The sequence below is a fragment of the Klebsiella sp. F11 genome (assembly GCF_056712265.1).
Genome location: NZ_CM160060.1, coordinates 1,523,831 through 1,544,900, shown reverse-complemented (window position 1 = coordinate 1,544,900; position 21,070 = coordinate 1,523,831). Strand labels below are relative to the sequence as shown.

Here is a 21,070-nt window from a genome sequence, read left to right as displayed (position 1 = left end):
TCAATACTTAAAACAACAAACACCTGTTAATAACCAGAAAAAATACATTCAGACTGAAACATTAAAGAGCGAAATGAAAACCGAAAAAAAAAAAAAAATAGATTAGAAGATTTAAATTCATCAGCGTATAGACAACGACTCTTTTACACCCGATCCGAAGGTGATAAATGAGTCAGTGCAGAGAAAGCATAACTAACTTAACACCCCACAGCAGATAGCAGCCCAATATCCAAAAAGTTAAGCATCAGCGCTAACTTTCTCGCCAGTGCTGCGGAGATATATTCATATCCCGCTATCAACAGGATATAAATGCCACATATCACCGCAGAAATATCCAGCCTGTTCTATTCATGCAGAAGCCCTCCCTCATCATTTCCCCCACCCGCTCCAGCGTAGATACCGCACTGACGAGCAAGAGCCAGCCCGCGCGACATCTATATTAACGACACCTTCGCTTTCTCAGCACACAACAACCGCCAAAGGAGTTTATGGTGTCTTTTACCCATCTGCGTATCGCCCGTCCCGTAACCAATCTTGAGCACTCATTCAGGATGTATGCCCGGGGTTTAGGTCTACAAAAAATTGCCGATTTTTCGCATCACGACGGCTTCAGCGGGATAATGCTGGGCCATAAAGATTTGCCGTGGCATATCGAATTGACCCTCTGCCACCATCACCCGGTACGCCCTGCGCAGACGGCAGAAGACTTATTGGCTCTGTACTACCCCGATCGGCAAGAGTGGCAAAGGGAGTGCGCGAAAATGGAGCTGGCCGGTTTTACCCCAGTGAGTTCATTTAACCCATACTGGGATGTTTACGGGCGGACCTTTAGCGATGACGATGGCTACCGGGTCGTTCTGCAAAATAGAGCATGGTCATCGGCTTAGAATCAGCTCGTCATACCCGCGAACGGTTTGTTCCTCCATTGAGCAGCGCCAGCGCGACGGCGGCGGAGAGCGCAACGGCCGCCGCGCTCGCCAGATAGACGGCGTTAATTCCCCATTTACCCGCCAGAGCGCCGGCCAGCGGAGCGGTTACTCCTAAAGAGACATCGAGGAAAGCCACGTACGCCCCCATTGCCAGGCTGCGGGTTTGGGGAGGCGCGCGACGTACGGCTTCCACGCCAAATCCAGGAAAAGCCAGCGAGTAGCCAAAGCCGGTAAGCGCCGCGCCAAAATAGGCCAGAGAAGCAGTATCGGCTCGCCAGATAAGCAGCTGTCCCAGGGCCTCAATCACCACGCAGATTAACGCAACCCGCGCGCCGCCCAGCTTATCGGGCAGATGACCGAAGGCAACCCGCGCGGCGATAAAGGCCAGGCCGAAAGCGGTAAAAGCCAGCGAGGCGTTCCCCCAGCTGTGGGCGGTAAACAGCAACGCGATAAACGCTTCGATAACGCCGAAGCCTACGCTGCACAGCGCGAGGCCAAGCCCCGGTTTCCAGACGGCGTTAAGTACGGTATAAAACGAGGTTTTTTCCGTAGCCAACGGAGCAACGCCGCGAACTCTGGCAATAGCCAGCAAAGCAATAAAGGGGACCAGCAGCACGGCAAGCGACAGGCCAAAGAATCCGCCCCAGGCGTTAAAAGCGACCCCCAGCGGAGCGCCCGACGCGTAGGCGCCATACATCGCAATCCCGTTCCAGGACATCACTTTCCCGGCATTACGCGGGCCCACCAGCCCGATTCCCCAGCCCATTGCGCCGGTCACCAGCAGGCTTTCGCCCAGCGCCAGCACAATGCGTCCAGCCAGCAGGATCCACACGCTAACGCCGGGGCTGGTAATAAACAGTAGCGAGAACAGATACAGAATCCCTGACCCGGCCGTCACCAGCAGGCCGATAACCATCGCGCGCCTGGCGCCGTGGATATCGGCGAAGTTGCCGGCCCAGGAGCGCGAAAGCAGGGCCGCTACGAACTGCGACCCGATGACCAGCCCCACCACCAGCGTGCTCTGACCCAGAGTACCGTGCAGGTGCAGCGGTAGTACCGGCAGCTGCATGCCAATAATCAGGAAGCCAATATAAATCGATATCACAATCGGCAGCAGGGTCAGGAATACGGACCTGCCCTGCGGCACGGCGTGGTTAAGCGCCGCGGAAGTTTGATTTGGTTGTTCAGTCATAAGTAAATTCATTTAATGCGGGGATAAATTTCGGGCCGAAGGGACTCTTTCCCTTCGGCTCATTTGCCGTATTGCGGGCAATTTTTCATCTCGTGCGCAGCGAGAGCTCAACGTCATCAGCAAAGGGCACGGACAGATAACCGTTTTGCGGATCACGCACGTACTCCAGATATTCAGCGCTGTAGTCGGCATTGTCGGCGATGATAAACGCGCCGGGGCGCAGGCGGCTTTCGAGGAGAGCCAAGATCTCCGGATACAGCGCTTTTGCGCCGTCCAGCAGCACCATATCGATGGTCTCCGGCAGATTATCCGCCAGGGTTTGCAGCGCATCGCCCTCACGAACATCGACCAGAGCATCAAGCCCGGCCTCTTTCAGGTGCTCGCGGGCGCGGACGACTTTATTCGGCTCAAACTCGCTGGTGATCAGCAGACCACCGCCGTTATCCTTCAGCGCGGCGGCCAGATGCAGCGCTGAAATACCAAACGAGGTGCCGAACTCAACAATATGCTGCGCCCGAATGCTGCGGGCCAGCATGTAAAGCAACGTCCCGGTCTCCGCCGCGACGGGGAGCCAGAGATCTTTCAGGTGACCATAAAGCTCGAGATATTCGGTTTTACTGGTCATTATCCGTTCGCGCTCGGCACGAGGAATGCTGGAGAACGTCGCGCTTGCGGCGCCGTTTGCCTGTTGAAACAGTCGTTCTAATAATGCGGCCAGCGGCGCGGATGTCAGCGTGGTTGACATAATAAGTCCTTCAAAAGTTGTATGGTTTACGCCTGCGGCATAAAATGCGAATAATTCGTCACCTTTTAAAGAATACGATCAATTATTCGCATTAACTATTCGCATTCCGGCCCGGGAGAGAAGCGCCATGCCAACGGCTAAAAGTAAATTGATTTCATTAAGGAAAAAGCCAAAACAGGCCCGTTCAGCCGAGCTGGTAGCGGCGATTATTCAGGCGGCGCTTCAGGTTTTAGAAAAAGAGGGCGCGGTGCGCTTTACCACCGCAAGGGTGGCGGAAAAGGCGGGAGTCAGCGTCGGGTCGGTGTATCAATATTTTCCCAACAAAGCGGCGATTCTGTTTCGTTTGCAAAGCGATGAATGGCAGCAGACCACGGCCATGCTCAGCGGGATCCTCGGTAACGCCGATCGCCCTCCGCTCGACAGATTGCGCACGCTGGTGCACGTGTTTATCCAGTCGGAGTGCGAAGAGGCGGGGCTGCGCCAGGCGCTCAACGACGCGGCGCCGCTCTATCGCGATGCGCCCGAGGCTAAAGAAAATCGCACCGCAGCCGATAGCGTCTATGGGCAATTTATCGAGGAAGTCCTTCCCGACGCGTCGCCGGCCAGGCGGCAGCTGGCCTGCGAGCTGTTGACGACGACGCTAAGTTCGGTGGGCAGCGGTTTCTCCTCCAGCCCGCGCACGGCTGAAGAAATTAGCCGCTTCTCTGACGCGATGGCGGATATGTTTAGCGCCTGGCTAAGAGAGACCGCCCGGGAGGACGCAGAGCAGCGGTAATTCTCTGCCCGCCGGGCCCAGGCGGCGCCTGAACCCACGCTAGCGCCGGACCCCTTAGGCGTCGAGCCCGGCGGCCACCTCCAGCGCCATGGCGCTAAACGCCCGTACCGCTGCGCTCTGCCAGGCATCCTTATGCTGCAGCAGACAGGCCGTTCTTTCCAGCAGCGCCGGCGTTAGCTCGATGGCCACCAGATCGTTGCGCTCCCGCACAACGGCGGCAGGCAGCAGGGTCGATAGCGGCGTATGCTGGATCATGGTCAGTACCGTGCTGATAGAGTTTGCCTCCATCCGCACCTGCGGCTCAATCGCATACCGGCGGCAATAGCGATCGATCCGCTCCCGGGTTGCAAACTCTCCGCTGAGCAAAATCAGCGACTCCTGATTCAGCGCTTCCCGCTTTACGCGCCGCCGCGTCGCCAGCGGATGGTGGCGGCCAACCACCAGCGCCAGCGTCTCGCTCAGCAAAGGCCGGGACACGATATCTCGCGATCCGCCATCGTCAAAGGCAATCCCGAGATCGAGCTCATCATCGCGCAGCAGGGCCTCCATTCGGTCCTGATCCATTTCGCGCAGGCTCAGCGAAATATTGGGGTAGCGCTGATAAAAAGCGCCCACCAGCGGCCCCATAAAATAGGTCGTAAAGGTCGGCATCATCGCCACCCTCAGCGTTCCGCGCTGAAGGTCCTCCACATCGTGGATGGCGCGCTTCCCTTCTGCTAAATCCTGCAACGCCCGGCGCGCATAGATCAGCCATACCTCCCCGGCATCCGTTAAGCGTATGCTGCGCGAGCTGCGATCAAAAAGCTGAGTTCCCAACGTCTCTTCGAGCTGGCGGATCTGCTGCGATAGCGCCGGCTGTGAGATATGGAGCGCCGTCGCGGCGCGCGTAAAGCCGCGATGTTCGGCAACCGCCAGAAAGCAGGTGAGGTGGCGCAGCAGCATGCTGGAATCCATAAGTAATTCAAATTGAATCCATCATAAATAAGTCTTTTAACTTATGAAACAAGTTACGTAACCTGTCCGCGTGTTTAATCGGCCGCGCTTCCGCCGCCCGCCGCGTCCATTTTTGCCGGAGCCTTTATGCCCATCCACGTTAACGTTCTTCAGCATCCGACCGCCTCCCGCCTCTCGTGTCCGCTGCGGGCAGGCGGGTCGCAATGAGCCACGCGGCGCACGGCCGGCTGATGCTGCTGGTACTGGTCCTCATCGGCATCAATATGCGCCCCCTGCTGACCTCAATTGGCCCCCTGCTCCCCCAGCTGCAGCAGGCCAGCGGCATGAGCTTTACCCTCGTTTCGCTACTCACCGCCATCCCGGTCGTGGCAATGGGCGCGCTGGCGCTGGCCAGTCCGTGGATTGACCGCCGCCTTAGCGAAAAACGAGGGATCGCGCTGAGCCTGCTGGCGATCGCCGCCGGCGCGCTAATTCGCGAGCTCGCCCCGCGCAGCGGGCTGCTGTTGAGCAGCGCGCTGCTCGGTGGGATCGGCATCGGTATTATTCAGGCGACGATCCCGCGAGTGATAAAACGCCGGTTTCCGCAGCATACGCCCCAGGTGATGGGGCTATGGTCAGCGGCGCTGATGGGCGGCGGCGGCCTGGGCGCGGCCTTGACGCCGTGGCTGGCGCAGCGCAGCGCCGTCTGGTATCACGCCCTGGCCTGGTGGACGCTGCCCGCGGTGCTGGCGCTCCTCGGCTGGTGGTCCGTCAACCGCACGCCCGCGCGCGGAGCGCCTTTCGCCTCAGCGGCGGCGGAAACCGCTATTTTCCACCGCCGTCGCGCCTGGACCCTCGGGCTGTACTTCGGCCTTATTAACGGCGGCTACGCCAGCCTGATCGCCTGGCTGCCGCCCTACTATATGCAGTCCGGCTACAGCGCCCAGCTTAGCGGCACCCTGCTGGCCGTTATGACGCTTGGCCAAACCGTCGGCGCCCTGCTGCTGCCGATGCTGGCCCGGCACGAAGATCGGCGCAAACTGCTGATGCTGACGCTGCTGCTGCAGCTGATTGGCTTCTGCGGGTTTATATGGCTGCCGCTGTACCTGCCGCAGCTGTGGGCGATAAGCTGCGGTATTGGCTTAGGCGGCGCCTTTCCGCTGTGCCTGGTGCTGGCGCTCGATCACTCCCGACATCCGGCGATTGCCGGACGGCTGGTGGCCTTTATGCAGGGCATTGGCTTTATCGTCGCCGGCCTCTCGCCGTGGCTATCGGGCCTGCTGCGCAGCCTGAGCGGGGATTACGTGCTGGACTGGGCCTTTCACGCCGTCTGCGTGGCGCTGCTGATGGTCATAACGCGGCGTTTTGTACCGGCGCGCTATCCGCAGGAGTGGCGAAAAACGCCCCCAGCCGGCGATCGGACGGGATAACGTCAGGTGCGGAAGACCCGCTTCCGCCCTCTCTCCGAAGAGAAAAAAGCCAAAAATCAAACCGCTACCCGCAACCAGGCCGCCGCCGCAAACGGCCTTCGCCAGAATCGTATTTATTACCGAATGAAATTAATGTGTCGCCGAATCACGACACTCGTAAGTAACTAAAAATTAATAAAAAAATGCCTCTTGTTTCCCTCATTTTTTAGGCGTACATTAGCGCCTGCTGGAGCAGTTACAGCCCAGAATTCCGGGCAACCGCAGCCACCAGAAGGCTCTGGTTTTTCCTGCGACGGTTAATGGAAAACAATGAAAACGAAATTCATTTGGCGTTTCGCCGAGAATGCGGAGTAATGAGACGTGAAATACTTTTTTATGGGCGTGTCTTTTATGGTCATCGTTTGGGCCGGCACCTTTGCCCTGATGATCTAAGCAGCGTAAATAGTTAGAAAAAAGGGAGCCGATGGCTCCCTTCTTTATTGCCGTTTTTATTCCTGGCCCTCGCCCACCGGCTTGCCTGCGGCGGGAAGAAGTCCGTCCGCGCGGAACATCGATTTAATACCGCGAATAGCCTGACGGATCCGATCGCGGTTTTCGATTAAGGCGAAGCGCACGTGGGTGTCGCCGTAGTCGCCAAAGCCGATGCCCGGCGATACGCACACTTTGGCATCCTGCAGCAGCTTTTTGGCGAACTCCAGCGAACCCATCGCCGCGTAGTGTTCAGGGATCTTTGCCCACACGTACATGGATGCTTTCGGGCACTCCACCATCCAGCCCGCTTCGTGCAGCCCCTTAACCAGCACATCGCGACGACGCTTGTACTGTTCTGCGATATCGCGCACGCACTGCTGATCGCCTTCCAGCGCGGCGATGGCCGCCACCTGCAGCGGGGTGAAGGTGCCGTAGTCGTGGTAGCTTTTAATTCGCGCCAGCGCGTTGACCAGCGTTTTGTTGCCGACCATAAAGCCGATGCGCCAGCCGGCCATATTGTAGCTTTTCGACAGCGTGAAGAACTCAACCGCCACGTCGCGCGCGCCGGGCACTTCCATAATGGAAGGCGCCTTCCAGCCGTCATAGACGATATCGGCATAGGCCAGGTCATGCACCACCAGCACGTCGTAGCGCTTAGCCAGCGCCACCACCTTTTCAAAGAACTCCAGCTCGACGCACTGCGCGGTCGGGTTAGAGGGGAAGCCAAGGATCATCATTTTCGGCTTCGGATAGCTTTCGCGGATCGCGCGTTCCAGTTCGTTGAAGAAATCAACGCCTTCCACCAGCGGCACCGAACGTACCTGCGCGCCGGCAATCACCGCGCCGTAAATATGAATAGGATAGCTGGGATTCGGCACCAGTACCGTGTCACCGTGATCCAGCGTCGCCAGCATCAGGTGCGCCAGCCCCTCTTTCGAGCCGATGGTCACAATGGCTTCCGATTCCGGATCAATGTCGACGTTATAGCGATCCTGATACCAGCGCGATATCGCCCGGCGCAGGCGCGGAATACCGCGAGAGGTAGAGTAGCCGTGGGTATCCGGCCGCTGGGCGACGGTGCACAGTTTTTCAACGATATGCGGCGGCGTCGCGCCGTCCGGGTTGCCCATGCTGAAATCAATAATATCTTCACCGCGCCGACGCGCAGCCATTTTCAGCTCAGCGGTGATGTTAAAAACGTACGGGGGGAGACGATCGATGCGCGTAAAGCGGCGTTCAGGACTGAATTCAGCCATAGATTCCTCGAATTAACGTGAGCGCCCGGACCGTCCGAGCGACGCTGCCGCTGCTGCGGCACGTTTAGAAAATAACCCGAAAAAATTCATTCTGTCGAGAGGGCGGAGAAAAAATAAAATCTGGCACAAAAAACGGGTACTTGTTCCAATAAATACGGCAGCGTCCGATACGGATTTAGCCAATACGATCGCGGAAAGTAACATCTTAATATCTTTTGCATTACCTTATTTTCGCCGTAGCGCCCTCGCCTGCGCAGTTGAGCGGGGTTCAGCGAAGATCCCCTTTTAAAAGTGCGCCTGTTCCCTATTATTGTCCGCGGCTGGCCTTCTGGGGCGAGGTTTTTTATCATAGCGTTTTCCCGCGAACGACACGGCGCTCCCATGCACGAAATATTCACCATGCTGCTCGCAGTTTTTGACCGCGCGGCACTGATGCTGATTTGCCTTTTTTTCCTCATCCGCCTGCGGCTGTTTCGCGAACTGCTGCATAAATCTGCCCATACGCCGAAGGAGCTGCTGGCCGTCACCGCCATCTTCTCCCTGTTTGCCCTGTTCAGCACCTGGTCAGGCGTACCGGTGGAGGGATCGCTGGTCAACGTGCGCATCATCGCAGTAATGTCCGGCGGTATTCTGTTCGGTCCGTGGGTCGGCGCTATCGTTGGCGTCATTGCCGGGGTGCATCGCTATCTGATCGATATCGGCGGCGTTACCGCCATACCCTGTTTTATCACCAGCATTATCGCCGGGCTATTGTCCGGGTTGATCGGCCGCAGGGTTCCCAAGGCCCAGCGCTGGAAGGCAGGGATCCTCGCCGGGATGCTCTGCGAAACGCTGACCATGATCCTCGTGGTGCTGTGGGCGCCCTCTTTTTCGCTGGGTCTCGATATCGTCTCGAAAATCGGTATTCCGATGATCCTCGGCAGCATCTGTATCGGTTTTATCGTCCTGCTGGTGCAGAGCGTTGAGGGAGAAAAAGAGGCCAGCGCCGCGCGCCAGGCCAAGCTGGCGCTGGATATCGCCAACAAAACGCTGCCGCTGTTTCGCCATGTTAACAGCGAGTCGCTCCGCCAGGTCTGCGACATTATCCGCCGCGATATCAACGCCGATGCGGTGGCGATCACCACCACCGATCGGGTACTGGCCTACGTTGGCTTCGGCGAAGGCAACTATCACGATCGCGACAATGCCATTAGCCCCACCACCCGCCAGGCGATTGAGAGCGGAAAAATTATCATCAAGAACAACGATGAGGCGTACAGAACCCCTGAAATTCACTCGATGCTGGTGATCCCATTGTGGGAAAAAGGCGTCGTCACCGGGACGCTGAAAATCTACTACTGCCACGCGCACCGCATCACCTCTTCGCTGCAGGAGATGGCGATAGGCCTGTCGCAGATCATCTCTACCCAGCTGGAGGTCTCCCGCGCGGAGCAGCTGCGGGAGATGGCCAACAAGGCCGAACTGCGCGCGCTGCAGAGTAAAATCAATCCGCACTTTCTGTTTAACGCGCTCAACGCCATTTCGTCGTCAATACGCATGAATCCGGATACCGCGCGCCAGCTTATTTTTAATTTATCGCGCTATTTACGCTATAACATTGAATTAAAAGACGATGAGCAGATTGATATTAAAAGGGAGCTGTACCAAATCAAGGACTACATTGCCATTGAGCAGGCGCGTTTTGGCGACAAGCTCACCGTTATCTATGATATCGACGATGAAGTCAGCTGCGTCATTCCCAGCCTGCTGATCCAGCCGCTGGTAGAAAATGCGATTGTTCACGGCATCCAGCCCTGCAAGGGTAAAGGCGTGGTCACGATAGGCATCAATGAGTGCGGAAACCGGGTGCGGATTAGCGTCCGTGATACCGGCAACGGCATCGATCCGGCCGTCGTCGCCCGGGTGGAGGCCGATGAGATGCCGGGCAATAAAATCGGCCTGCTTAACGTTCACCATCGGGTCAAACTGCTGTACGGCGAAGGGCTGCATATCCGGCAAATGACCCCAGGGACGGAGATTACCTTCTACGTGCCAAACCGCAACGCCCCCCAGCGTACGCCGGCGTCGCTGCTGCCATGAGCGGAGAAAAAATGAAAGTCATCATCGTTGAGGACGAGTTCCCGGCGCAACAGGAGCTCACCTGGCTGATTAACACCCACAGCCAGATGGAGATTGTCGGCACCTTTGACGACGGGCTGGACGTGCTGAAGTTTCTGCAGCACAACAGGGTCGATGCCATTTTTCTCGACATCAACATCCCCTCGCTGGACGGCGTTCTGCTGGCGCAGAACATCAGCCAGTTTGCCCATAAGCCGTTTATTGTGTTTATCACCGCCTGGAAAGAGCACGCCGTCGAGGCGTTTGAGCTGGAGGCGTTCGATTACATCCTCAAGCCCTATCAGGAATCGCGCATTATCAACATGCTGCAAAAGCTAAGCAGCGCCTGGCAACAGCAGCAGCAGCTTCCTGCCGCCGGCGCCAGCGCCGCGCCAAACCCGCAGCGGGAAAACGACACCATCAATCTGATCAAAGATGAGCGGATTATCGTCACCAGCATTCACGATATTTACTACGCGGAAGCGCATGAAAAAATGACGTTTGTCTATACCAGGCGGGAGTCGTTCGTGATGCCGATGAACATTACGGAGTTTTGCGCCAAACTGCCGCCGGCGCACTTCTTCCGCTGCCACCGCTCCTACTGCGTCAATCTGAACAAAATTCGCGAAATTGAGCCGTGGTTCAATAACACCTATGTCCTGCGGCTGCGGGATTTGGAGTTTCAGGTGCCGGTGAGTCGTAGCAAGGTCAAAGAGTTCCGCCAGCTGATGCACCTGTAGTCGGCGGCTTATCCGGGCCCTCAGGCCCGGAGGCGCTATTTTAGAGGATTTGGCCGAGCGTCTGGCGCATATGCGCGCCGGATCCCAGCAGCCCCGGGTTGTCGTGGACAATCAGGTACACCGGGACATCCTGCACAAAGGCTTTAAACCGCCCTTTATCTTCAAAACCGCCGCGGAAACCGGAAGCCTTAAAGAATTCAAGGAAGCGCGGCACGATACCGCCCGCGATATACACGCCGCCAAAGGTCGCCAGCGTCAGCGCCAGGTTGCCGCCAAAACGGCCCATAATCACGCAGAACAGCGACAGCGCGCGGCGGCAGTCGATGCAGGAGTCGGCAAGCGCGCGTTCGGTCACGTCTTTCGGCTGCAGATTCTCCGGTAAACGACCGTCGGATTTCACTATCGCGCGATAGAGATTCACCAGCCCCGGACCTGACAGCACGCGTTCGGCGGAAACGTGCCCCAACTCGGCGCGCAGCTCTTCCAGAATAAGCCCCTCTTCTTCGCTGTTCGGCGCAAAATCGACGTGGCCGCCCTCGCCCGGCAGGCTCACCCAGCGTTTATCAACGTGGACCAGATGCGCCACGCCGAGGCCGGTCCCCGCGCCGTAGACGGCGATAGGTTTCCCCTCCACCGGCGCCGTACCGCCAAACTGGATCAGGTGCTCGGCTTTTAACATCGGGATCGCCATCGATACCGCCGTGAAATCGTTGATGATTTCAAGATGCGCAAACCCAAGGTTGCTTTTCATTTCGGCAATGGAGAACGCCCAGGTGTGGTTGGTCATCGCCACCCAGTCGCCGGTAATAGGGCAGGCGATGGCAATGCAGCCAGCCTCGACGTCAACGCTGTGCTCGTCGAGATAGACGCGAACAACGGCTTCAAGACTGGGATAATCGAGCCCGGAATAGGTTTTTGCGCGGGAGATCTCCCCGCTCGCGATATCACATAATGCCAGGCGGGCGTTGGTTCCGCCGACATCTCCTACTAAAGCAAATTTTGTCATTCCGTTACGGCTCCACTAAAGTCAAAATGATTCTTTTGGCACACTGTAAATTCATGATGCCTTAACAACAACGACCAACGTATAAGCGCCCACAGTTTAGCGACCTATATCACATTTAGGCTGAAAACTGTGAAAAATGGTTTATCCCGCACCGCCGGGATCGTCAGGCATAGCCTTAACTTTATCGTTTCAGCACCATTTGCATCGACGCCCTTCCGGGGCGCAGGCAAAAGTCGTGTTTCGCCATCTTCAAAAGGAAATTTTCATGCTGCATCCGCGCGCCAGAACAATGCTGTTGCTATCGATCCCGGCGGTTATCATCGGGATTGCGTCCAGCCTGGTACTGATTGTGACGATGAAGGTTGCGAGCGTCGTGCAAAATATCCTCTGGAGCGCGTTGCCGCTAAGCCTCGGCCTGAACGCCGACGGGCATCTGTGGACCATTGCCATTCTGACGCTCACCGGGATTGCCGTCGGTCTGCTCATCCGCTTTAGCCCTGGCCACGCCGGGCCCGATCCGGCGGCTGAATCGCTGGTCAGTGCTCCCGTCAGCACCAGCGCCCTGCCGGGGCTGATTGCCGCGTTAATTTTAGGCCTGGCGGGCGGCGTCAGCCTGGGGCCGGAGCATCCCATTATGGTGGTCAATATCGCCCTTGCGGTGGCCATGGGTTCGCGCCTGTTTCCGCGCGTCAGCGCCCTCGACTGGACGATCCTTGCCGCCTCCGGCACTATCGGCGCGCTGTTTGGCACGCCGGTTGCCGCCGCGCTGATCTTTTCGCAAACCCTTAACGGCGGCAACGACGTCCCGCTGTGGGACCGTCTTTTTGCCCCGCTGCTGGCGGCAGCGGCGGGCGCCCTGACAACGAGCCTGTTCTTCAACCCCCACTTCTCGCTACCTATCCCACACTATCCGCAGATGCGGCTGGTGGATATCTTTAGCGGCGCGGTGGTCACGCTGATCGCGATTGCCGTCGGCATGGTCGCCGTCTGGTGCATCAGCGCCTGCATGCGCTGATGCACCGTCTGAAAAGCCCCGTTTTAACGCTCGGGGTTGGCGGTTTGCTGCTGGGGATCCTCGGGACCATCGGCGGGCATATCACGCTATTTAAGGGGCTGGATGAGATGCAGCAAATGGCGTTCAGCCAGACCCTGAGCGGCAGCGACTTTATGCTGATTGCGCTGGTGAAGCTGGCGGCGCTGACGATCGCTGCCGCCAGCGGCTTTCGCGGCGGGCGAATTTTCCCGGCGGTCTTCGTTGGCGTGGCGCTGGGCCTGATGCTGCACGCGCACGTTGACGCCGTCCCGGCGGCGATTACGGTCTCCTGCGCAATCCTCGGAATGACACTGGTGGTCACCCGCGACGGCTGGCTGAGCCTGTTTATGGCCGCCGTCGTGGTGCCGGACACCACGCTGCTGCCGCTGCTGTGCATCGTAATGCTCCCGGCCTGGCTGCTGCTGGCCGGGAAGCCGCTGATGATGATTAAACGACGCCCCGACTAGACGCGGCTGTTGCGCTCCTCAAGGGCCTGAGTTACCGCCCGCAGAAAGTCGGGGATGTCCATTTTGGGCAGCATTACCTCGACCAGCGTCAGCCGGTCGGAGGCCACGCTGTCGTTCATCGCCTCCTTCAGCTCCGCGGTGCGCGTCACCCGCCAGCAGCGCGAAGGGACCTCGGGGGCAAACGCCTCCGGCAGGCGGTTCCAGTCCCACAGGGCGATATCGTTATAGCGCTGCTCCGGGCCGTGGATCGCCCGCTCAACCGTATAGCCTTCGTTGTTAAGCAGCAGAATAAGCGGCCGCTGTTTGTCGCGCAGCATCGAACCCATCTCCTGAATCGTGAGCTGCGCCGCGCCATCGCCGATAATCAATACCACCCTTCGGCCCGGCGCGGCGGTCTGCGCGCCGTAGGCCGCCGGTAGCGTAAAACCGATCGATCCCCACAGCGGCTGAACCAACAGCGTCGCATCCGATGGGAGCCGCAGCGCCGCGACGCCGAATGCCGCGGTTCCCTGATCGGCGAGAATAATATCCCCCGGCCGCAGCTGCGCCTGCACGGTGCTCCAGAAGTTTTTCTGCGTCAGCATGCCGCCTTCAGCTCCGCCAACCTCCGGCACTGAGACCGGCGGGAGCATCCATTCCGCCGCCAGGCTGGCCGACAGCGCGATCAGGGCCGCCAGCGCCTGATCCATCGGGATCCGACTGAACCAGCGTTCCCCCACCCTGACGGCGAACGGCTGGATCTCTATGGTGCGCTCAGGCGGTAAATGCTGGGTAAATCCGGCGGTAATGGTATCGGTAAAGCGCGTACCGACGCAGATGATGGTATCGGCGTTTTCAATTGTCTCACGGGTCTGCGGGGCGCTGGCGATGCCGCTGTAGGTCCCGACAAAGCCGGGATGCTGCTCGTCAAAGAGCCCTTTGCCCATCAGCATGGTGGCGTGGGCCATCGGCGTTTTTTCAACCCACGCTCTCAGCGTTTCCTGCAGGCCGTAGCGCTGGGCGAGAAAATCCGCCAGTAGCGATACCCGCCGGCTGCCCCGCAGCAGCAGCCCGGCATACTCCCGGAAGCCGGCCAGCTGATTTTCATCCGCAGGCGGCCCCTCAATCGCCAGACGACGCGCGGGTGGCGTGGCGCTGGCCCTTGCGACGTCGGCAGGCAGCATCAAATACCCGGGGCGATGGTGGGCCAGCATGTCGCTGAGGACGCGATCGATTTCATGGCAGGCGTTGCCCGCCGTCAGGGTGGCCTGAGTGCAGGTTATCTGCTCACTCATACGCGCAAAGTGCGTGAAGTCGCCATCCCCTAGCGTGTGGTGCAGCAGCTCCCCTCTCTGCTGGGCGCCGCTGCAGGGGGCGCCAACGATATGCAGAACCGGGACGTGTTCGGCATAGCTGCCCGCCACGCCGTTAAGCGCGCTCAGCTCGCCAACGCCGTAGGTCGTCAGCAGCGCGCCGGCGCCTTTAATACGCGCATAGCCATCGGCCGCATAGGCGGCGTTCAGCTCGTTGGCACAGCCGACCCATCCCAGCGCCTCATGCGCGATAACACGATCGAGGAACTGTAGGTTGTAATCTCCCGGTACGCCAAACAAGCGGTCTATGCCGCAATCTACGAGACGATCCAGCAGATAATCGCCAATAGTGTAAGTCGGTTGCATAGCCATACTCCTCATCCCGTGCAGGTAATTTGAGTATTGAATAAGCGATCGAACTGTCCAGATTGGGCTGAATATATGCGGTGGAAAGCAAAATTTACGCCTTTGGGGTGTGTACTCCGCGCTGAACATTCTTTAGTGTAAACGTATACACAAGCTGTTTTATCTGCGGAGGAAGTATGGTTTACCAGGCAAATGCGACGCGATATCAGACAATGGAGTACCGCCGATGCGGTCAGAGCGGACTAAAACTGCCGGCGGTCTCTCTCGGCCTTTGGCATAACTTTGGCGACGAAACGCGGGTAGAAACCAGCCGCCAGCTGCTGCGTCACGCCTTCGACCTCGGCATTACGCACTTCGATCTGGCCAACAACTACGGGCCGCCGCCGGGTTCCGCCGAGAGCAATTTCGGCCGCATCCTGCGGGAGGATTTTTTACCTTATCGCGATGAGCTGATTATCTCCAGCAAGGCCGGCTACACCATGTGGGACGGGCCCTACGGCGACTGGGGGTCACGCAAATATCTGATTGCCAGCCTCGATCAGAGCCTGAAACGGATGGGGCTGGAATACGTCGATATCTTCTATCATCACCGCCCCGACCCCGAGACTCCGCTGCTGGAAACCATGCGCGCGCTGGACCATATCGTGCGTCAGGGTAAAGCGCTTTACGTCGGACTCTCCAACTACCCTCTCGCCCAGGCGAAGGAGGCGGTGAACATCCTCAACGACCTCGGCACGCCGTGTATTATTCATCAGCCAAAGTACTCCATGTTCGAACGCTGGGTTGAAGACGGGCTGCTGGATTTCCTGCAGACGCAGGGGGTCGGAAGCATTGCGTTTTCACCGCTGGCCGGCGGCCAGCTGACCGACCGCTATTTACACGGCATCCCGGCCGATTCCCGGATAGCCAGCGGCAGCCGCTTCCTGCAGGCGGATCAGCTGACGGCGGAAAAGCTGGAGAAAGTCCGCCGGCTGGACGCCCTGGCGCAGGCTCGCGGCCAGAAGCTATCGCAGATGGCGCTGGCCTGGGTGCTGCGCGGAGAAAAAGTGACTTCGGTGCTGATCGGCGCCAGCAAAACGGCCCAGCTTGATGATGCCGTCGGGATGCTCGCCAACCGCCACTTCAGCCCGGAAGAGTGCGCGAAAATCGACGCGATTCTGGCGGCGTAAACAAAAAGTTACTTTAGCAAAAAAGTCACTTTAGCAAAAAGTGCTCTTATCCGCGATTTAGGAGTTCCTCCGATGCTGCGGGGCTTAACGGCCCCGTAATATCACGTTAACAAGCCGCAAGGCTCGATCGTGAAGGAGAAAGAGTATGTTCAGGTCACTGATACTGGCCGCAGTGCTATTGGCCTCGACGCCGTTAGTTGCTACTGCCGGTGAAATCACCCTGCTGCCATCGGTAAAATTACAAATAGGCGATCGCGACAATTACGGTAATTACTGGGACGGTGGCGGCTGGCGCGACCGTGATTACTGGCGTCGTAACTATGAATGGCGTAATAACCGCTGGTGGCGTCATAACCACGGCTATGACCGCGGCTGGGATAAGCGCAGGGCTTATGAGCGCGGCTACCGTGAGGGCTGGCACGATCGCAACGACCGTCGCGGCGGCTGGGGCCGCGGACCGGGAGGTCACGGACACGGCCATCACTAGATACGCTTTAATTAAGTCGGGGAGCCACAGGGCTCCCCGACTTATGACTCACTTATAGTCCGAACACCGTTCCCACCAGCAGCCAGCCGTTCAGCAGAACCACAATCACGACGATGACCCAGCCGGTTCGCTTAATCCATGCCGTATTCACCAGATCGCCCATCAACTGTGGATTACTGGTAAAAATCAGCAGCGGCACCAGCGCCAGTGCGATACCAAAGCTCAGCAGAACCTGACTCATCACCAGGATGCGGGTAGGATCGAGCCCCATCATGATGACGATGAACGACGGCAGCATGGTAATCGTCCGGCGGAACCACAGCGGGATATGAAAGCGAATAAACCCCTGCATCACTACCTGACCTGCCAGGGTACCGACAACCGTCGACGACAGCCCGGCGGCCACCAGGCTGAGGCCGAATATGGTTGCCGCGGCGTGGCTCAGCAGCGGCTCCAGCGTCAGGTAGGCGGCATCAAGATCGGCAACGCCGGTATGACCGTTAAAGTGAAACGCCGCTGCGGCGGTGGCCATCATCGCCAGGTTAACAAAGCCGGCAATGGTCATGGCGATCGCCACGTCCCAGCGGGTTGCGTTATAGCGCTCTTTGCGCGAACCGTCATGCAGGTTCTGGGTCAGCGACGAGTGCAGATAGATGACGTGAGGCATAATGGTCGCCCCCAGCACCCCGGCTGCGAGGAACACCGCTTCTCCGTTAGGCAGGCTCGGGATAATCATCCCTTTCGCCAGCGGCGCCAGAGCCGGCTGGGAGAAAATCAGCTCCGCGATATAGGCGCCGGCAACGAACAGCAGCAGCCCGCCAATCACTTTTTCCAGCGGCTTCTGCCCGCGACGCTGAAGCATCAAAATCAGAAACGTGGCGATCCCGGTCAGCACGGCGCCCTGCAGTAAAGAGACGCCAAGCAGCAGCTTAAAGCCGATCGCCGCGCCGATAAACTCGGCCAGGTCCGTTGCCATGGCGATAATTTCCGCCTGCACCCAATAGAACCACACTAGCGGGCGCGGATAGTGGTCGCGAATCTGCTCCGCGAGATTTTTCCCTGTCGCAATTCCCAGCTTGGCCGACAGGACCTGAATCAGCATCGCCATCAGGTTCGCCCACACCACCACCCACAGCAGCTGGTAGCCGAAGCTGGCGCCCGCCTGGATATTGGTGGCAAAGTTACCGGGATCGATATACCCGATGGCAGCAATAAAGGCAGGCCCCATCAATGCGAGCTTCATCTTGCGCGCTGCGCGACCGCTGCTATTCTCAACGCGACTGCTTGTCATTTTCTGCCTCAGAAATATAGCCTTTGCTATGTTTTATGCTACCAAAACGCGAATGATTATCAAGTTCATTTATAACGGTGATAATTATTGCTTTGATAGGGGGGAACGATAGCGGCTAACAACGAAAAGATGGCAGTGATGGAATCCATCCCGCCTGGTCACCAGATTAGTACAACTAAGCAACTTTTAAAACCTTTACGCAACATAACAAAAATGTATGTTTGATCACTATTTTGGTGATTAGTCACAGTTCCTTGCAATAGTGTGGTTTTGATCTCGTTTTCTTTGGGCTTGTTACATAGAATGTGCACAGAAATTTAACCTGCCTCATATTTGGAGCAAATATGGACCGCGTCCTGCACTTTATTCTCGCGATCGTCGTGGTGGCTATTTTGGCCCTTTTGGTCAGCCACAACCGTAAGCAGATTCGTATTCGTTATGTTATTCAATTGCTTGTCATTGAAGTCCTGCTGGCATGGTTCTTCCTGAACTCTGATATCGGTCTGGGTTTCGTGAAAGGATTCTCCGAGATGTTCGAAAAACTTCTCGGCTTTGCTAACGAAGGGACCAACTTCGTCTTCGGCAATATGAACGATAAAGGGCTCGCCTTCTTCTTCCTTAAGGTTTTGTGCCCGATCGTCTTTATTTCTGCGCTGATCGGTATTTTGCAGCATATCCGCATTCTGCCGATCGTCATTCGCGCGATCGGTACCGTGCTGTCCAAAGTTAACGGCATGGGTAAGCTGGAATCATTCAACGCCGTCAGCTCTCTGATTCTGGGCCAGTCGGAAAACTTTATCGCCTATAAAGATATCCTCGGCAAAATGTCGCGTAACCGCATGTACACCATGGCGGCAACCGCGATGTCCACCGTTTCCATGTCTATCGTCGGCGCGTACATGACCATGCTGCAGCCGAAATACGTCGTGGCGGCGCTGGTTCTTAACATGTTCAGCACCTTTATCGTGCTGTCGCTGATTAACCCGTACCGCGTTGATGAGAGCGAAGAAAACCTGCAGATGTCGAATCTGCATGAAGGCCAGAGCTTCTTTGAAATGCTGGGTGAGTACATCCTGGCAGGCTTTAAGGTAGCGATTATCGTTGCGGCGATGCTGATCGGCTTCATCGCGCTGATCTCTGCGCTGAACGCCCTGTTCGCGACCGTTACCGGCTGGTTTGGTTACAGCATCTCCTTCCAGGGCATCCTCGGCTACATCTTCTACCCGATTGCATGGGTGATGGGCGTGCCGGCTGGTGAAGCGCTGCAGGTCGGCAGCATCATGGCGACCAAGCTGGTTTCAAACGAATTCGTCGCGATGATGGATCTGCAGAAAATTGCCACCACGCTCTCTCCGCGCGCGGAAGGCATCATCTCCATCTTCCTGGTCTCCTTCGCCAACTTCTCGTCAATCGGGATTATTGCCGGTGCGATTAAAGGCCTCAACGAAGAGCAGGGTAACGTTGTTTCCCGCTTTGGCCTGAAGCTGGTTTACGGCTCGACCCTGGTGAGCGTGCTCTCCGCGTCTATCGCCGCGCTGGTGCTGTAATTTCTTAAGGTTGTGCAAAAGCCGGGCTGGTCCCGGCTTTTTTACGCCCGTAATTCCTGAAGCGGCCGAGGCTTGCCGATCAGGTAGCCCTGCAAATAGTCGACGCCGAGCGTCAGCAGCCGCGCCTTCTGCTCTTCCGTTTCCACGTACTCCGCCACAACCGTCAGCTTTTTCACCCTCGCCATCTCGATAATGGACTTAATAATGATCGCATCCAGAGGGTCGGTCTCCACGTCGCGCACGAAGCAGCCGTCAATCTTCACGATATCCGCCTGAAGCCTTTTCAGGCGCTCATAGTTCGCATAGCCGGTACCAAAGTCATCGATAGCAATGGCGCAGCCAAAATCCCGCAGCTGCTGGATATTTTGCAGGCTGGTTTGCTCATCGCAGAAGGCCTGCTCTTCGGTAATCTCGATGGTGATCGCTTCGGCCTTGAGGTGGTAGCGTCTGAACAAAGCAATAATCTGCGCCGCGCTGTCACGCTGCATCAGGGTGTAGGGCAGCAGATTTACGGAGAAGTGCTGGCCCGGATGCCGGCGTAGCGCGCTAAACAACGTTTCCAGTACCAGCATGTCGAAACGCTGGCTCAGGTTGAACTGCACGATGAGCGGAATAAACCGCTCCGGCGCAATGACGGTATCGCCACACCGCATCCGCGTAAGCACCTCATAATAGCCCTCCCCCGCCGCGTTTTGGATCGGCTGGGCATACAGCAGCAGATCGCGTTTATTGAGCGCCTGCTTGATCCGGGTCAGCATCCGCACCTGCTCGCTGGTTTGGTCGGAAACCTGCTCCTGTGCCGCATTCAGCGCCAGCACCCGCTGCGCGGCGCCGGCCTGCTCCGAAAGCCAGCTCAGCTGGCCCAGCATCGGGTGAAGCTCCGCCTCCACGCCGTGATATCTGCCCCACGATGCGCCGAACTCCAGATCCAGCGTCTGGTTATTCCAGCTAAATTTCTTGTGGTTGAGTATCGCCACAAGGTGGCCCAGCCGCGCCTCGGGCTCCGGCCCGCACAGCACCAGCAGCAGCTCGCAGCCGGGCAGCTGAAATATTTTATCGCCAGGCCCCAGCAGCGGCTGCACCTTAGCGGCAATTTGCCGCTTGCAGTCCACGCGCATCATCATGCCGTAATGGCGGCTGAGGAAATCGAGATTATCAATGCGCAGGCTGCTGATGGCGACCTCGGGATTGCGGCGCAAATGGCACTCCAGGGCGCGAAGGTTCGGCAGTCCGGTCAGCGGATCCTCCTGCGCCTGATCCCGCCATCTGAGCTTGATTCTCTCGTTCTGAGCGTAAATATCCAGCATATAAAACAGGCAGATGGTGAATGAGATAAGAACCGAGAGAACAAACGATAGCGCGTATTCGGTCTTTACGCCCTGCAGGAAATTTTGATTATACGCGACCAGCAAAAATGCAGAAATGGACCACGAAATACGAATCAGCGCGTGGCCCAGGCGGCTAATACCGATAAAGTAGAGGATAAAAATAAGCGGGACTAAATAGCCGGCAATAAAAACAGAATCATAGGGTGCGCAGAGCGCCAGTAATATTGCTGCCAGCGCCATAAACCAGTACAACGTAAATATCCGACGCTCGCGCGTAAGCCACGGTTGGCAGTGACGATGCCAAAACGTGCGGGCAAAGCGCGGATTGATAATCATCCGCAAAGGATAATAAAAGAAGGTGGTAAATATTAACGCCGCGCAAATCAAACTCTGAATATCGATAATAGTATAAATTGCCGGCATATCTTTGAAATATACTCAATAAACTTCAAAGTGCAGATTGTTTCAGGGAGCCACATTAAGTCCTGCAGATGAAAATATTTATTTTTGACTTTA

The 21,070-nt window shown here is 57.5% G+C and carries 16 protein-coding genes and 2 pseudogenes; 10 read left to right on the top strand and 8 right to left on the bottom strand.

Annotated features, from left to right (window positions below):
* Positions 1-488 precede the first annotated feature (488 nt).
* Entirely contained in the window at positions 489-887 is a 399-nt protein-coding gene (locus AC1M2H_RS07690) for a VOC family protein (protein WP_480150907.1), read from the top strand.
* Positions 888-897: 10 nt separating this feature from the next.
* Here AC1M2H_RS07690 and AC1M2H_RS07685 read toward each other — a convergent pair whose 3' ends face one another.
* Both AC1M2H_RS07685 and AC1M2H_RS07680 read right to left on the bottom strand, forming a co-directional pair.
* Complete coding sequence (locus tag AC1M2H_RS07685) at positions 898-2,121, bottom strand: arabinose transporter (RefSeq protein WP_480150906.1); 1,224 nt, start codon at positions 2,119-2,121, stop codon at positions 898-900.
* An 85-nt stretch (positions 2,122-2,206) separates the two neighbouring features.
* Entirely contained in the window at positions 2,207-2,866 is a 660-nt protein-coding gene (locus tag AC1M2H_RS07680) for an O-methyltransferase (RefSeq protein WP_480150905.1), read from the bottom strand.
* 127 nt (positions 2,867-2,993) lie between these two features.
* On the opposite strand from AC1M2H_RS07680, the gene AC1M2H_RS07675 reads away from it, so the two are divergent.
* Positions 2,994-3,641, top strand: a complete 648-nt coding sequence (locus tag AC1M2H_RS07675) for a TetR/AcrR family transcriptional regulator (RefSeq protein ID WP_480150904.1) — start codon at positions 2,994-2,996, stop codon at positions 3,639-3,641.
* Between the two features lie 54 nt (positions 3,642-3,695).
* Here AC1M2H_RS07675 and cynR read toward each other — a convergent pair whose 3' ends face one another.
* Complete coding sequence (gene cynR, locus AC1M2H_RS07670) at positions 3,696-4,583, bottom strand: transcriptional regulator CynR (RefSeq protein ID WP_480151869.1); 888 nt, start codon at positions 4,581-4,583, stop codon at positions 3,696-3,698.
* A 215-nt stretch (positions 4,584-4,798) separates the two neighbouring features.
* Here cynR and AC1M2H_RS07665 point away from each other — a divergent pair, with 215 nt between their 5' ends.
* On the top strand, positions 4,799-6,004 hold the full coding sequence (locus tag AC1M2H_RS07665) for a cyanate transporter (RefSeq protein ID WP_480150903.1): 1,206 nt from the start codon (positions 4,799-4,801) through the stop codon (positions 6,002-6,004).
* 360 nt (positions 6,005-6,364) lie between these two features.
* Positions 6,365-6,436, top strand: coding sequence for a membrane protein YpdK (gene ypdK / locus AC1M2H_RS07660; protein ID WP_115193904.1), 72 nt, complete (start codon positions 6,365-6,367; stop codon positions 6,434-6,436).
* A gap of 56 nt (positions 6,437-6,492) precedes the next feature.
* On the opposite strand, the gene alaC is transcribed toward ypdK, so the two are convergent.
* A complete protein-coding gene (gene alaC, locus AC1M2H_RS07655; RefSeq protein ID WP_426811896.1) occupies positions 6,493-7,731 on the bottom strand; it encodes an alanine transaminase in 1,239 nt (412 codons plus the stop codon).
* A gap of 399 nt (positions 7,732-8,130) precedes the next feature.
* Between alaC and AC1M2H_RS07650 the strand changes: the two genes are divergently transcribed.
* Positions 8,131-9,810, top strand: coding sequence for a LytS/YhcK type 5TM receptor domain-containing protein (locus AC1M2H_RS07650; protein WP_480151868.1), 1,680 nt, complete (start codon positions 8,131-8,133; stop codon positions 9,808-9,810).
* An 11-nt stretch (positions 9,811-9,821) separates the two neighbouring features.
* Positions 9,822-10,568, top strand: coding sequence for a LytR/AlgR family response regulator transcription factor (locus AC1M2H_RS07645; RefSeq protein WP_480150902.1), 747 nt, complete (start codon positions 9,822-9,824; stop codon positions 10,566-10,568).
* A gap of 40 nt (positions 10,569-10,608) precedes the next feature.
* Here the strand turns inward: AC1M2H_RS07645 and glk are convergent, their stop codons facing one another.
* Positions 10,609-11,574 (bottom strand): glucokinase, encoded by a 966-nt coding sequence (gene glk, locus AC1M2H_RS07640; protein WP_480150901.1) that lies wholly within the window; start codon positions 11,572-11,574, stop codon positions 10,609-10,611.
* Positions 11,575-11,839: 265 nt separating this feature from the next.
* Between glk and AC1M2H_RS07635 the strand changes: the two are divergent.
* A pseudogene (locus tag AC1M2H_RS07635) lies at positions 11,840-13,074 on the top strand (ion channel protein).
* Here AC1M2H_RS07635 and AC1M2H_RS07630 read toward each other — a convergent pair.
* A complete protein-coding gene (locus AC1M2H_RS07630) occupies positions 13,071-14,732 on the bottom strand; it encodes an alpha-keto acid decarboxylase family protein (protein WP_480150900.1) in 1,662 nt (553 codons plus the stop codon). The pseudogene AC1M2H_RS07635 and the gene AC1M2H_RS07630 overlap by 4 nt on opposite strands.
* A 176-nt stretch (positions 14,733-14,908) precedes the next feature.
* Between AC1M2H_RS07630 and mgrA the strand changes: the two genes are divergently transcribed.
* Positions 14,909-15,901: an L-glyceraldehyde 3-phosphate reductase gene (mgrA, locus tag AC1M2H_RS07625; RefSeq protein WP_480150899.1), complete on the top strand. Its 993-nt coding sequence runs from the start codon at positions 14,909-14,911 to the stop codon at positions 15,899-15,901.
* A 145-nt stretch (positions 15,902-16,046) separates the two neighbouring features.
* Complete coding sequence (locus AC1M2H_RS07620; RefSeq protein ID WP_480150898.1) at positions 16,047-16,388, top strand: DUF2502 domain-containing protein; 342 nt, start codon at positions 16,047-16,049, stop codon at positions 16,386-16,388.
* Positions 16,389-16,440: 52 nt separating this feature from the next.
* On the opposite strand, the gene AC1M2H_RS07615 is transcribed toward AC1M2H_RS07620, so the two are convergent.
* Positions 16,441-17,679: an Nramp family divalent metal transporter gene (locus AC1M2H_RS07615; protein ID WP_480150897.1), complete on the bottom strand. Its 1,239-nt coding sequence runs from the start codon at positions 17,677-17,679 to the stop codon at positions 16,441-16,443.
* 344 nt (positions 17,680-18,023) lie between these two features.
* Here AC1M2H_RS07615 and nupC point away from each other — a divergent pair, with 344 nt between their 5' ends.
* Entirely contained in the window at positions 18,024-19,226 is a 1,203-nt protein-coding gene (nupC, locus tag AC1M2H_RS07610; RefSeq protein ID WP_480150896.1) for a nucleoside permease NupC, read from the top strand.
* 41 nt (positions 19,227-19,267) lie between these two features.
* Here nupC and AC1M2H_RS07605 read toward each other — a convergent pair.
* A pseudogene (locus AC1M2H_RS07605) lies at positions 19,268-20,989 on the bottom strand (EAL domain-containing protein); the annotation flags it as partial.
* Positions 20,990-21,070: the final 81 nt, after the last annotated feature.